Below are 13,419 nucleotides of genomic sequence, written 5' to 3'. Positions count from 1 at the left end.
CTCTTCGTTGGCGAATTGTCATATTAGTACGACACACTGAAGTCATTCACTACAACTGTAACGAACTTTTGTCAAAGTGTTTTTTGTCTCTTATTCTAGCGATAGCGCATACGGCCTTTTCGAGGTTGCTTTTCCCTTTCAGTCCCACTATAAGCCCCTCTTCAACTCTAAGGGTTTACCCCTGTGATGTTTGGGGGCGCATAGCATGGTGCAATGTTTGCCTCAGGACGGAAGGACATAAAAATGGCTACAGATATTTTATTAAACGTTGAGCTACGTGAACGCACAGGTAAAGGCGGATCTCGCCAAGCACGTCGTGAAAACCGCGTTCCTGCTATTCTTTACGGCGGAAAAGAAGCTCCAGTTTCAATCAGCTTAGACCGTATTGAAATTCTTAAAGCACTTAACACTGGTAAATTTCTTTCTAACCTTGTTGAGATTGAACACAAAGGTAAGAAGCAATTTGTTATCCCTCAGGATGTTCAATTCCACCCAGTAACTGAAGTTGCACTACACGTAGACCTTTACCGCGTGAAAGAGGACCAACTTGTTAAAGTTGAGGTTCCTGTACACTTCACAGGTGAAGACGTATCTCCAGGTATTAAACGCGGTGGTTCATTGAACATCGTACGTCACACTGTAGAACTTGAAGTTCCAGCTGGACACATTCCTGAATTCCTAACTGGTGATGTAAGTAGCTTGGATATTGGTGATAACGTTAAAATCTCCAACATCGAACTTCCAAAAGATGCTACTCCAACAATTACTGACCGTGACTTCACAATCGCGACAATCGTCGGCCGTACAGCATCAGCCAAAGCAGATGATGCAGAAGACGATGCAGCAGAAGAAGAAGGCGAAGCAGAAGCTTAATTGCTCGCTTTGTACAAACAAAATAAGATTACACGGCGTTGAAGCAATTCAGCGCCGTTTTTCTATAATGCCAAGGATTATTAGCCAATGACGAGTTTGCTTTCAAAACTGCTCGCGCTATTACCATTCGCTAAATCACACCAAAGAGATGCGGAGCCATTCATGTTATTACTCGTTGGCCTTGGAAATCCCGGCGACCAGTATAAAGGCAATCGCCACAATATTGGCTTTATGGCAATTGATGCGATTGCTGACATGCACGGTTTTAGTCCTTGGAAAACAAAATTTCAGGGGAAAATATCTGAAGGTTTTCTGACAGATGCAAATGGAGGCCGTGTTAAAACGCTCCTTCTAAAACCAACAACATTTTACAATGATAGCGGACGTTCTGTTGGTGAAGCTATGAACTTTTTCAAAATCTCTGCGGATCAAACTGTCATTTTTCACGACGAAATAGATTTAGCGCCCGGCCGCGTGCGGATGAAAATTGGTGGTGGACATTCTGGTAATAATGGCATGCGCTCTATTATGGCGCAGGCCAGCAAAGACGTGCGCCGCACCCGACTAGGCGTAGGTCATCCCGGCGATAAATCCCGTGTGCAGGGGCATGTCTTATCTGATTTTGCGAAATCAGAAGCTAAGTGGCTAGATGACATGCTGGATGCTTGCGCGCGCGCTATTCACTTCCTTGCTGCGGGAGATGATGAACGCTTCCAAGCAGAAGTCATGCGCCTTGCACCTGCACCTAAAGAAGATATGTCTCGCCGCAAGGGTAATTAAGTTAAATAAATATGCTGTAGCGGGAGCTATTCCATACCAATATTCGACATCGCTTTCGCCATTATACGCTTCCCGACAATATTACCATACAATTCTGCAGCACTTGTAAACACAGGTTTTTGCAAATCAACCTTAGACAAACCACAGCCATTCATGGCCATTTGCGACATAGACATGCCAAGCTTGAGCGCATCTGATTGAGCTTCTATTTTGTTTTCAAGAAGCGCATTTACAAGAAAATCTTTCATGACTAGCTCAATCTCCTCGTCTGAGTGACGCACCAAACATCTAGCAAGTTCTTCGGCAGTTGTTTCACTAGCCTGCGCATGAGATACTGAGGTTGCTAGCATAGCAACGATTACAAAAGCCCAAGTTCGTTGAAACATCTTGGTCACCCCCTTTTTATCAAGATTAGCCCTCACCATTTCATGAGACAAAAACCAGAACAATAAAAATATTGAAAACTCCAAGAAATGTGCTCCGCTATTCCATTCTAAGCTCTTGCCCTTTTGCTTGATTTGCTGTCAGTAGTGGCAATTAAATTTTCTGACCGTACGGAGTTCCCCTAATGGGTTTTAAATGTGGTATTGTTGGTCTTCCCAACGTCGGTAAATCAACCTTGTTCAACGCGCTAACAAAAACAGCGGATGCACAAGCAGCCAACTACCCTTTCTGTACGATTGACCCAAATGAAGGCGAAGTCGCGGTTCCAGAAAAACGCTTAAAAGCGCTCGCCGATATCGCGGGCTCAAAAGAGATCATTCCAGCTCGTATGAATTTCGTGGATATCGCGGGTCTCGTAAAAGGTGCTTCACAAGGTGAAGGGCTGGGAAACCAATTCCTTGCCAATATTCGTGAAACCGATGCCATCGCTTATGTATTGCGTTGTTTTGAAGATGATGATGTCACCCACGTTTCCGGCACAATTGATCCGATGTCTGATTATGAAGTTGTTGAAACAGAACTCATGATCGCCGACATGGAGAGCCTTGAAAAACGCAAGCCCGGCCTTGAGAAAAAAGCACGCGGCAATGATAAAGAAGCAAAAATTGCCTTAGAACTCATAGACTTGGCAATGGCTCAACTTGAAGATGGAAAGCCTGCACGTGCTGCTGTTATTCCTGACGATCCAGACACACGTAAAGTCTGGCGCATGATGCAGCTTCTCACTTCCAAACCTGTTTTCTACATCGCCAATGTAGATGAAGATAGCGCTGCAGATGGTAATGATTTTTCTGCAAAAGTCTTCGCACACGCTGAAAAAGAAGGTGCACAAGCTGTTGCTATTTCAGCAAAAATCGAAAGTGAAATCGCCGTTCTAGACGATGATGAAGCCGAAGAATTTCTTGAGACATTAGGTCTTGAAGAGCCGGGCCTAAACCGCGTGATTCAAGCCGGATACAAGCTTTTGAACCTGCAAACTTACTTTACTTGCGGCCCCAAAGAAACACGTGCTTGGACAATCCCTGAAGGCTGCACTGCGCCTAAAGCAGCAGGTGTTATCCACGGTGATTTTGAAAAAGGCTTTATTCGCGCTGAAACCATCGCCTATGACGATTATATCCAATATAATGGTGAAGCGGGAGCCAAAGAAGCCGGTAAAGTTCGCCAAGAAGGTAAGGAATACATTGTTAAAGATGGTGATGTCTTGCTATTCAAATTCAACGTCTAAGGCATTTTGACATTCAGCTTACAAACGCTACCTTGACGTTATAACGTTCAATAACAATACATTACGCCTTTACAAACGCGCCGCCCCGCTGGAATACATCTCCGCCCGTGCCAATTTTAAACCGCGCAATTCCAGCGCCGGACTGTGTGTTAACACCGCCTAGATCAAACTGCTTAAAGCCGCGCGCCTTTAGGTCTAAACAGGCATTCCAAAGGCATAAATTGTGCGCACCCAGCTTGCGCCCCTCTTCAGAGGTCCAGCCGATATGATAGGTGGCCATGCTGCCATGCTCTAGCACCAGCATGGCCCCCGCACATTCTTTGCCCAGATCAGCTCTGTAAACGGAAATCCCACCATTTTTACCAGCTTGCAGGCACTTTGATTTAGATTCTTGCCATTCTAATGTGAGAGCAGCAGGCAATGCGCGATAACCGCGTTTTTCTCTTTGTGTTTCTTCAAGGTCTAGAAGCCATCTATATTGCGCTGGCTTAGTGCCGCCGCTGACAAATTTTAGACCTGACTTTTCAGCTGATGTGAGACGGTTTCGCCATTTTTGATCCATGGATTTGCGCAAAGTCTCGACATCTTGTTCAAGGTTTATGCGAACTGTTGCTTCCCCAGTCATGACCCGCTTCACACTTTTTACCGGTTTAATGTCAGCTTCGTGTTCATCTGGTGTGAAGATCAAGAGTTTAGGCCAGCCCACCGGAACCGCCTTGCTTAAAGTGCGATACACAAAATGCTTATCGGCAATACTAATGTCTTCTAGCCAAATTGGACCATGCGTGCAGAGCGCAAATTGTCCAACCAATGCGAAAGGCTTAGATGTGATCTGAGCCAAGGCTATGACGGTATTATCGTCTGATCGCGCTACACTCGCGCGCCATACTTTTGCACCATGATGAGAGAGCACATCACCATACGCCCAATCTTGTTGATAGCTGGCGCAAGCATTCGTGTGGGCGATGTCCCAGTCTGTTCTATTAATTTGGTTCCAACGAACCTGCAGGACTTCACTCATGAAACAAAAAATTAGTCAGTTAGGGTTAACGATGGGTCGACATACAGACAATCATTCGAAGTGAAAAGGCAATAAAGCATATGGCCAAATCAAAGGTTCAAACAATCTCCGGTTACACTCTGAAAGAACCAAGAATCACACCTATGGCCATTTGGCTAGTTTTTCTTTGGGTTGGACTACCTGTTCTCCTTATAGGCGGTGCTCTGGATCTTCTTATGCAAGTCACAACTGGCATTTGCTCTGGCGTGTGGTGCTTCGTCGACTAAATCAGAGTCACTTCCTCAAGCATAAAGGTTTGGTCACTGTGTAATGATGGTAATCTTGCTCTAACTTTTTCAACCTCTTCCAAATCAATTTGAGCACTGATCACACATGGGTCTGACCCAGCTTCCGCTAGAATTTCACCCCAAGGTGATACGATCATAGAATGTCCATAGGTTTCGCGGCCATCTGCGTGCTTACCGCCTTGCGCCGCCGCAAGAATGAACACGCCATTTTCGATTGCACGTGCCCGAATGAGCGAGTGCCAGTGCGCTTCTCCTGTCACCTTTGTAAACGCAGCCGGAAGTGTCACGAGGTTTGCGCCCGCTTTGGCTAAATTTCGATAGAGTTCTGGAAAACGCAAATCGTAACAAATGCTCATCCCTAGCTTGGCAAAAGGCGTTGTCACCAAAGTACTTTTATTGCCTGCCTTATAGGACTTAGATTCCCGATATGATTGCCCATCCCCGACCTCCACATCAAACATGTGGATCTTGTCATAGCAGGCGACTATTTCGCCATTGGGATTTATCAAAAATGACCTGTTTGCGAATCGCTCATCATTGTCCCCCCTAACAGCGAGTGATCCAATCTGTAGCCAGATGTTCAGCTCTCCAGCTAGCGCCGAGAGTGCTTTTAGACAGGTATCGTCTTCTTGAGCCACTACTTTGCTTTTTGCACCGCCCGGGCGAATATCTAAAAAGCCAGTATTCTCAGGCGTGACAACAAATTTAGCGCCTTGTGCCGCAGCTTGTTTTATTAAATCTGACGCAGCATTTATGTTTTCATGCACGACGTCGCTTGATCGCAGTTGAACGCAGGCACAGTGTAAGAGTGTCATAACTGTCACTTATTTCATCTATGAGACGGGAAAAGAGTACACTCAGAGCCTTGCCTTTGACGGTCTTTCTGTCAATTGTGGGGAGCTATTTTGAACGAACGTTCTAAATGTATATATTTTCATTATTCGACCCGTCATCGAGATTGCATGTCAAACGAATCTAAAACAAAAACAAAAGCACAAACCGCGACATCTACGCGACCAAGTGCCATGAAGCATCTACCTGTCTGGGAATTGATTTGTATCATAGCAGGCCTGATGGCACTGAATGCTACGGCTGTGGACATTATGCTGCCCGCCCTCAGCGATATTCAAAACACTTTCCAATTTGAAGATGACAATAATCGACAAAAAATGGTGATTGTCTATCTTATGGGAATGGGACTTTCTCAAATATTTTATGGTCCTTTAATCGACCGATTTGGGCGCAAACCCATCCTCGTCGTTTCCCTAATCGTATACATTATTGCCAGTGTTGCTTGTCTAGTTGCACCTGATTACCAGATGCTAATTTTCGCAAGAGCTGTTCAGGGTGCAGCAGCTGGGGCGACACGCGTTGTGGCCGCAGCGGTCGTTCGAGATTGCTATACTGGGCGCGCAATGGCTGAAATCATGTCGATCGTTATGTTGATATTCATGGCGGCCCCCATTCTAGCTCCAAGCCTTGGTGAAGGTATTCTTTTCTTTTTCGGGGATTGGCGAGCAATTTTTTGGGCGCTTGTGGTCTTAGGCAGTGTGATGATGATCTGGTCATATGTTCGATTGCCCGAAACCTTGGCGCCTGAAGACCGAAGGCCGTTAAAACCGTCAACTATCGCGCGTTCCTATTACACAGTCTTCACCAATAGATACGCCATGGGATATTCAATCGCGTCTGCACTCATCTTTGGGACGTTGTTTGGCTATATCAGCGCTTCTGAGCAAATTTACGTGGAAGCTTTTAATAAAGGAGCCTCTTTTCCATTATGGTTTGCGGGTGTCTCCGCTGGGATGGCCGTGTCCAACTTGTTGAACTCACGTCTTGTTCGAAACCTAGGAATGCGTTTCTTATCGCATTGGGCTTTGATCATTATGATTTTGGTCAATATTCTGCATGCAATCGTCTCTCATAGTGGCAATGAAAGCTTCGTCGTATTCTATGTTCTGATGATCATATCTTTTGTTTGCATAGGCTTTATTGGGCCAAACTTTTCATCAACAGCGATGGAACCTTTAGGACATATTGCTGGTTCAGCATCAGCTCTATACGGCTTTGCAACAACATTCCTTGCGGCTGCTATTGGTGGTTTTGTAGCAGATCAATACGATGGAACTTTAGGGCCATTATTTGCCGTTAATGCCATCTGTTTGATATTGGCATTGGTTGTTATTTTATGGACTGAAAGAGGCCGGCTTTTTCAACGCAATGAAATGTAAAAGCACAACAAAGCAAAGGCTGGAGCACCACAGCACCAGCCTTTCATCATTTTCTAAATGTCGTTCTTATTCAGGCCAAGCTCTGCAAGATCTTCATCACTAAGTTCAATATTGCCGTCATCTGGATCAAATGTCGGCACATTCTCTATTTCGACATCAATTTGCTCTTCAAGACCAGGTTCTGCCTCAGGTGCATTAATACGCCAACCTGCTCCCTCATCTTGTTGCAACAGCTCTGTTACCCACGGCAAAACCGTCAATAGCGCTTCCTGCATGCCGTAAGGCGGATTAACGACAACAACACCTGCTCCACACAAAGGCCCAGGCTCTACGATTTCTTTTACCCATAAATCTGCAAGCAGAATTTTCTCGTGAGAAAACTCCATATCATCAAGCAACCACTCTGCGAGGCCATCATCAAATTTTTGGGTGTTTTCCATATCCTTAAGCGGACGCCAGAAAATATATGTTCCTGTCGGCCAGCGAGAAATTCCGCCCATAGCGCCTTTGGCCATATGCGCTAGCTCATCGCGATGCTCAAATGGAGGATCTACCAGTACAACACCGCGACGTTCTGGTGGTGGCAAATACGCCTTAAGCGCTTCATAGCCATTGCGGTTTTCAATCTTCACGCGTTTATCGCGGAAAAAATGATCCGTTAGCGTCTCTTTGTCAGCTGGATGCAATTCAGTAAGGCGCAAGCTATCCTGTTCACGCATCAATGTCGCCGCCAGATCAGGAGACCCCGGATAGCTCTCTAAATCGCCATCATAATTAATCTCGGAAACAGCATCCAGATAAGGTTTCAAGATTGCCGCTACATCTTCGGGAATGTCTCCCGCTTTATGTGCAGCCCAAATACGGCCAATGCCTTCTTGCCATTCAGGACTGCGGCGTGCCTCATCACCCGTTAGATCATATCGACCTATGCCTGCATGTGTATCGATATAGCGAAAGGGTTTGTCTTTCTTTTTCAAGCTCTCGATACAAAGGACCAGCACAAGGTGTTTAAGGATGTCAGCAAAATTGCCAACGTGAAATGCATGACGATAATTCAATCTAAGAACCCACGAGTTTGGACTAAGTGTAGCAAGCAGCTGTACGCCTCTCGCGCTCTTATTCCAAGCCCCATCATCATGTTTATGGATCAACACGCATTATGGGCGCGTGACCTCGTCATATGCATGCGGGTGAGGGTCAGGCAGACCGCCTTCCCCAACACCGCCCCCTCGTATAGAACCAGACAATACTTCAGGCAAAGGCCCTTTGAATAGATCAAAGCTTTCACGCTTTACAAAAGGGAGATCACCAGCAGCTGAAAACTTTGCGGCATTCTCAGAATTTATACGTGCACGAATATCTGGTTCCGCCATATATCGTGCAATTGCACCCAATTCAGCACAGGCGCTTCCTGCTTTTCTTGCAGTTCCGATATCGAGGCAAGCTGCAAACCCAAGCGCGCGCCGAACAAATGCGAGATCACCGTCTAAACCACTTCCAGCCGGTGTTCTTGGCATAAAAATGCCAGTCGCCTGTTCCTCTAATGTCAGTCCCGCTCTATCGACTTGCCATTTTTCAGATGCACCCTCAGTCTGTCTGCGCTTAGCGTCGGATTCTTCTGCATTTAATGGTGGATTTGGGTCTGGGATTACAACCTTTTCTGAGACTGCCTCTAACGGTTTTGCAGCCGCTTCTGGATTGTCCTGCGCAAGTTCAGGCGTCAAAGGCGCTTCTTGCAAGCGCGCGCGTGGTTTCACGTCCAGCTTGGGTTCTAAAATTTTTTCTTCAGTTTGAGGCGTGTCTTCGGCCAATTCAATTTCGATAAAATCAATTGCGGTATTAATTGGAAGAGGTGCAGTCTGCTTATTTTCACTTTCCGTCATCCAAACTGCGAACATCAACACCACGCCATTGGTGATCACCGATGCCGCAAAAAGGCCAACCCGCCTTTTGTATCTGACAACAAATTGACGAGCAGCAGAGATGAAAAAAGAAAAAGCCACGCAACAAACATCATTGCGTGGCTTTTATGGCTAAAATTAGCCTTTTGACTTTACTCACCAAAGTGTGTGGTGAAATGTTGAGCCCTAGCCCATGATTTCTTTTTGTGATGTCACGATCTTGCCAACAAGACCATATTTGACAGCTTCCTCAGCACTCATCCAGAAATCACGGTCTGTGTCTTCTTGGATTTTCTTCAGTGGCTTGCCTGTGGCTTCAGCAAAGATATTGTTGAGACGCTCACGCATTTTGATAATTTCACGCGCTTGGATTTCAACATCAGACGCTTGTCCGCCAACACCGCCGCGTGGTTCATGAAGCAAGAAGCGTGTGTTCGGTGAAGCAAAGCGGTTTTCTTTTTGGGCTGCTGCATAAATCAATGCACCAGCAGAAGCCACCCAACCTGTTCCCAGCACTTTTACAGGTGCAGGTACAAATTTGATCATGTCGTGAATCATATCGCCAGACTCAACATGTCCACCGGGAGAAGACAGAACCAACAAAATAGGGTCTGCGCTTTCAGATGATAATGCCAAGAGGCGTTCACATACACGGCGTGCTTGATTGTCATCAATGCCGCCGGTTAACAATATTGTACGAGCCTTAAAGAGCGCTTCTTCAAGAAACGCATTTGGCTCGCCTAGTGGCTTTTCTTTTGTGTCGTCGTCCAGTCGAATAGTCATGTTCGTATAGTGCTCCCAGAGCGTTCGGGAAAAAAATTCTAACACCTTAAGTGTGGTGCATTGGCCGCCGGGTCAATGGGGCTAATACTAATCTCATGCTTTATGGCGCAGGAATCCTTTCTGAATCCTTCGCAAAAGCTGTTTAATGTCCATCAAAACGCATAAGAGATACAGTTGGAACACCTAAAGCCTCTATTTTTTGCGTTCCACCCAATTCTGGTAGGTCGACAAGAAAAATAGCAGCTTCGACAATCGCACCACCTTTTTGCAGCAATTTGATGCCCGCTTCAGCCGTCCCGCCTGTCGCGATCAGATCATCTACAACAAGAATACGTTCGCCCGGGGCAACCGCATCTTCATGCATTTCAAGTTCATCAATTCCATATTCCAGCTCATAAGACTGAGAGATAGACTTATAAGGTAATTTTCCCTTTTTGCGAAGCGGTACAAAACCAGCAGAAAGCTGGTGTGCACATGCACCTCCCAATATAAATCCACGCGCTTCTATACCCGCAACTTTATCTATCTTCAGCCCAGCAAAGGGTTGCACCAATTCATCCACAGCGCGGCGGAAAGCTTGAGGGTGCCCCATCAAGGTCGTTACATCGCGAAACATGATCCCAGCTTTAGGGTAATCAGGAATAGTTCGAATAAAGCTTTTCAGATCCATAAGATCACCTCTGGCAAGATAGGTTTTTATAATTGCGCTGGATTGATCAATGCATTGAGCACGTGATCACGCCAAACGCCGTTTAGTTGCAGATAGGATTTGGCATATCCTTCTTTCTCAAATCCGAGGCGCGCAAGCACAGCCGCAGATTTCTCGTTTTCTGGTACATGATTCGCAATAACACGATGCAGATAAAGCTTTTCAAATGCATGATTTATAACGTTGGATAAGCATTGAGTCATAATGCCTTGGCGCTCCAATGATGCATCAAGCACATACCCTAATGCAGCAGCCTGTATGACACCCTTAGTGATTTGATCTAAACTCACCTGCGCAAACACGCCTTCACTATCGACCAGCATCCATCTTAGCGCAGTTTCATTTTTGCGTTCTCTTCTGGAACGCGACTTCGCTTTGATCCAATATTCTGGTGTAAAGAAAAATTCTGTCCGCAATGGCGAATATGGGGCAAAGCGTGGTCGATTGCGTTCATGAAAAGCAGCAATTTCATAGGCATCGGCTTCCTCCATAGGAATAAGCTCACGCGTACCTATTTCAAATCGAACGCGATCAAAAGCCATCCATTCCCACTCCCCAAGCAATAAATATTTGCCACAAAGCTATGACAAATACTTGTCAGTCTCTTCTATACTCCAAGATTCTGCTTGGGCTGCAACCGACCATGCCGAAAAAGCTTCTTCAGCTTTCATCGCATTTATATATTTCTGGGCAAGTGGTGACCTTGGCAGATGATAAGTCTCAAATCGCGCAACCACAGGCGCATAGAAAGCATCTGCGATAGACCATTCACCAAATAAGAAGGGCTTCTCATCCGTTGCATATTTGTTTAGCCATCCGGTCCAAAAAGCTTCAATTTTTCGAGCATCTGCCAAAGCAGCATCATTGGCAGCCGCAGAAGATTTAGCTCTGATATTCATCGGGCAGTATTCGCGCAGACTTGAAAATCCTGCATGCATTAAACTTGCCGCTGCGCGCGCCTCAGCACGAGTAAGCGCATCTTTGGGCCATAGAGATGGATCTTGCTCTGCCGCCCATTCTGCTATCGCAAGGCTTTCAGTAATCACCACACCATCAACTACCAGAATAGGCACAGTGCCGGCACTTGAGACAGACAATATTTTTTCTTTGAAGCCGGGAACATCCAGCGGAATAATCTCTTCCTCAAATGCAATCCCCGCCTTCTTCAAGCAAAGCCATGGACGCAATGACCATGACGAATAATTCTTGTTTCCGATATAAAGTTTCACGTTCATTTCAAAACTCTTCCAGCAACAGCATCAAGTTTTTTCAAAACCTCAGGATCACGCGCCGCTGGCGGCGTAATCAGCGCAAAATCCAAACCTGTCTCAATGCCTTGCATCGTTGGTTCACGCTCAATTTTGGCCATCATCTTGATTAGGTTTTTAACAGTCATCCGCGCAAGATCTGCATTACCTTTGAGTATTTCCAGCACGTTGGTCACGGACACATTGTCTTCTTCCTCATGCCAGCAATCATAATCGGTCACCATCGCAAGTGTGGCGTAAGACATTTCAGCTTCACGTGCGAGTTTGGCCTCGGGCATATTTGTCATGCCAATCACATCACATCCCCATTGGCGATATAATTTAGATTCCGCCAACGACGAAAATTGTGGACCTTCCATCACAATATATGTGCCGCCGCGATGCACTTTAACATCCAGCGCATCCGCGGCATCAGCTGCCATATGGGCTAATCTCTCACAAACGGGATGCGCCATAGAGACGTGCGCCACCACACCTTGTCCAAAGAAGCTTTTTTCGCGCGCGAAAGTGCGGTCAATAAATTGATCGACCATCACAAAATCACCAGGCTTATAATCCTCACGCAAAGACCCTACAGCAGAGAGCGATAGAATATCTGTCACGCCACAGCGTTTGAGAATATCAATATTCGCACGATAATTTAGGTGTGAGGGGGAAATCGAATGCCCGCGGCCATGACGTGGCAAAAACACGACTTCAATGCCTGAGAGTGTACCTCGATATACTTGATCAGACGGTTGCCCCCAAGGAGATGAAACACTTTCCCAACGCCCATTTTCAACGCCATCGATCTCGTAAAGGCCCGAACCTCCAATTACACCTAATATCCAGTTCGCCATCTGGGCAATCTCCACTGCTAAAGTACATTTATTGTCAGCTGTTTTAACATTCATACAACCCACAAATTCCAACCATCAACAAAAATAAAAAAAGGCCGCAGCGAACAATCACTACGGCCTTTTAAATTCTTAAAAACCAAACGGGAGCTTAGTGCTCTACATTCCGCCAAATTTGTTTGTACGATAGGTATACAAGCACAGTCAGGATCAAGAGATAGATCATGACGCTAAAGCCAAGTTTCTTACGTGTCTCGGCTTTAGGCTCACCAGCCCATGCGAGGAATGCAGAAACATCTTCAGCCATTTGGTGAACAGTGGCGGGTGTTCCGTCATCATATTCAATCATTTCATCGCCAAGCGGAGGTGCCATAGCAAGGAAACCACCCGGAGGTAGCATTGTCTTGCCGTGGTCCCCATCATCATGACGAGGACGCGGGTCACCAGACCAATGCGGTGTCGCATCACCCGGGAAATACGGGTTATAGTGCTGACCATCTGGAACAGTTAGACCTGCATATTTGGTCGCCATGTCTTTTTCAGATGGGTAACCAGTCAACAATGAATACACATATGAAGCGCCGCCATGACGAGCTTTTGTGATCACAGAAAAGTCAGGCGGAAGTGCACCATTATTGGCGTAGCGGCCTTGTGCTTTATTCGCATATGGATTTGGGAATGGATCAGATGTCATACGCGTACGCACATCGTCTGAACCATCTTCCTGATTGATGATGTCAACTTCCATTGCATCAGCAGCCAGCTGCTTCACAATTGGGTTATCATTCGGGTTTGGGTAAGCAGGATCATAGAATGGTCCGCCTTTTTGTCCCAAATTACGAAAACGCATCAGATCCATTGAGTGACAAGCAGAACAGACTTCTCTGTATACTTTGTAACCACGCTGAAGCTGTCCTTGATCAAATTGACCAAAAGAGCCTTCGAACGACCATCCACCTTCAGGCGCGTGAGGGTGTTTCACATCGCCAGCCGCATGGGCAGATGCCACGAGACCAACTGATGTTGCTGCAATAGCGAGGAGTTTGAAAATACGCATT

The 13,419-nt window shown here is 46.1% G+C and carries 15 protein-coding genes; 4 read left to right on the top strand and 11 right to left on the bottom strand.

The window, feature by feature from the left end; all coding sequences use genetic code 11:
• Positions 1-243 precede the first annotated feature (243 nt).
• Both HBAL_RS03835 and pth read left to right on the top strand, forming a co-directional pair.
• Complete coding sequence (locus HBAL_RS03835) at positions 244-873, top strand: 50S ribosomal protein L25/general stress protein Ctc (protein WP_015826606.1); 630 nt, start codon at positions 244-246, stop codon at positions 871-873.
• A gap of 162 nt (positions 874-1,035) precedes the next feature.
• Complete coding sequence (pth, locus tag HBAL_RS03830) at positions 1,036-1,653, top strand: aminoacyl-tRNA hydrolase (RefSeq protein ID WP_041301934.1); 618 nt, start codon at positions 1,036-1,038, stop codon at positions 1,651-1,653.
• A 26-nt stretch (positions 1,654-1,679) separates the two neighbouring features.
• On the opposite strand, the gene HBAL_RS03825 is transcribed toward pth, so the two are convergent.
• A complete protein-coding gene (locus HBAL_RS03825; protein WP_015826604.1) occupies positions 1,680-2,039 on the bottom strand; it encodes a hypothetical protein in 360 nt (119 codons plus the stop codon).
• Positions 2,040-2,221: 182 nt separating this feature from the next.
• Between HBAL_RS03825 and ychF the strand changes: the two genes are divergently transcribed.
• The gene (gene ychF / locus HBAL_RS03820; protein ID WP_015826603.1) at positions 2,222-3,325 is read left to right on the top strand and encodes a redox-regulated ATPase YchF; all 1,104 of its coding nucleotides are present in this window, start codon (positions 2,222-2,224) and stop codon (positions 3,323-3,325) included.
• 61 nt (positions 3,326-3,386) lie between these two features.
• Here the strand turns inward: ychF and HBAL_RS03815 are convergent, their stop codons facing one another.
• Positions 3,387-4,346: a lipid II:glycine glycyltransferase FemX gene (locus HBAL_RS03815; protein ID WP_015826602.1), complete on the bottom strand. Its 960-nt coding sequence runs from the start codon at positions 4,344-4,346 to the stop codon at positions 3,387-3,389.
• Between the two features lie 262 nt (positions 4,347-4,608).
• Positions 4,609-5,448 carry a carbon-nitrogen hydrolase family protein gene (locus HBAL_RS03805; protein WP_015826600.1) on the bottom strand — a complete coding sequence of 280 codons (840 nt, stop codon included), beginning with the start codon at positions 5,446-5,448 and terminating at the stop codon, positions 4,609-4,611.
• 75 nt (positions 5,449-5,523) lie between these two features.
• Between HBAL_RS03805 and HBAL_RS03800 the strand changes: the two genes are divergently transcribed.
• Positions 5,524-6,864 carry a multidrug effflux MFS transporter gene (locus tag HBAL_RS03800; RefSeq protein WP_407635696.1) on the top strand — a complete coding sequence of 447 codons (1,341 nt, stop codon included), beginning with the start codon at positions 5,524-5,526 and terminating at the stop codon, positions 6,862-6,864.
• Between the two features lie 53 nt (positions 6,865-6,917).
• On the opposite strand, the gene HBAL_RS03795 is transcribed toward HBAL_RS03800, so the two are convergent.
• The 8 genes from HBAL_RS03795 to HBAL_RS03760 all read right to left on the bottom strand — a co-directional run bounded on the left by HBAL_RS03795 (position 6,918) and on the right by HBAL_RS03760 (position 13,418).
• A complete protein-coding gene (locus HBAL_RS03795) occupies positions 6,918-7,922 on the bottom strand; it encodes a 23S rRNA (adenine(2030)-N(6))-methyltransferase RlmJ (protein WP_015826598.1) in 1,005 nt (334 codons plus the stop codon).
• 99 nt (positions 7,923-8,021) lie between these two features.
• Positions 8,022-8,867 carry a hypothetical protein gene (locus tag HBAL_RS03790; protein ID WP_041301380.1) on the bottom strand — a complete coding sequence of 282 codons (846 nt, stop codon included), beginning with the start codon at positions 8,865-8,867 and terminating at the stop codon, positions 8,022-8,024.
• Between the two features lie 84 nt (positions 8,868-8,951).
• Entirely contained in the window at positions 8,952-9,548 is a 597-nt protein-coding gene (locus HBAL_RS03785; RefSeq protein ID WP_015826596.1) for an ATP-dependent Clp protease proteolytic subunit, read from the bottom strand.
• A 142-nt stretch (positions 9,549-9,690) separates the two neighbouring features.
• Complete coding sequence (locus HBAL_RS03780) at positions 9,691-10,218, bottom strand: adenine phosphoribosyltransferase (protein ID WP_015826595.1); 528 nt, start codon at positions 10,216-10,218, stop codon at positions 9,691-9,693.
• A 26-nt stretch (positions 10,219-10,244) separates the two neighbouring features.
• The gene (locus tag HBAL_RS03775; RefSeq protein WP_015826594.1) at positions 10,245-10,799 is read right to left on the bottom strand and encodes a GNAT family N-acetyltransferase; all 555 of its coding nucleotides are present in this window, start codon (positions 10,797-10,799) and stop codon (positions 10,245-10,247) included.
• Between the two features lie 39 nt (positions 10,800-10,838).
• Positions 10,839-11,492: a glutathione S-transferase family protein gene (locus tag HBAL_RS03770; RefSeq protein WP_015826593.1), complete on the bottom strand. Its 654-nt coding sequence runs from the start codon at positions 11,490-11,492 to the stop codon at positions 10,839-10,841.
• Positions 11,489-12,364, bottom strand: coding sequence for an S-methyl-5'-thioadenosine phosphorylase (locus HBAL_RS03765; protein WP_015826592.1), 876 nt, complete (start codon positions 12,362-12,364; stop codon positions 11,489-11,491). Before HBAL_RS03765 ends, HBAL_RS03770 begins: the two co-directional genes overlap by 4 nt.
• A gap of 148 nt (positions 12,365-12,512) precedes the next feature.
• Complete coding sequence (locus tag HBAL_RS03760; protein ID WP_015826591.1) at positions 12,513-13,418, bottom strand: cytochrome c1; 906 nt, start codon at positions 13,416-13,418, stop codon at positions 12,513-12,515.
• Between the last annotated feature and the right edge of the window lies 1 nt (position 13,419).

The organism is Hirschia baltica ATCC 49814 (genome assembly GCF_000023785.1).
Lineage (GTDB): Bacteria > Pseudomonadota > Alphaproteobacteria > Caulobacterales > Hyphomonadaceae > Hirschia > Hirschia baltica.
The sequence above is the reverse complement of the archived record's forward strand: the minus strand, read 5'-3'. Positions and strand labels throughout refer to the sequence as shown.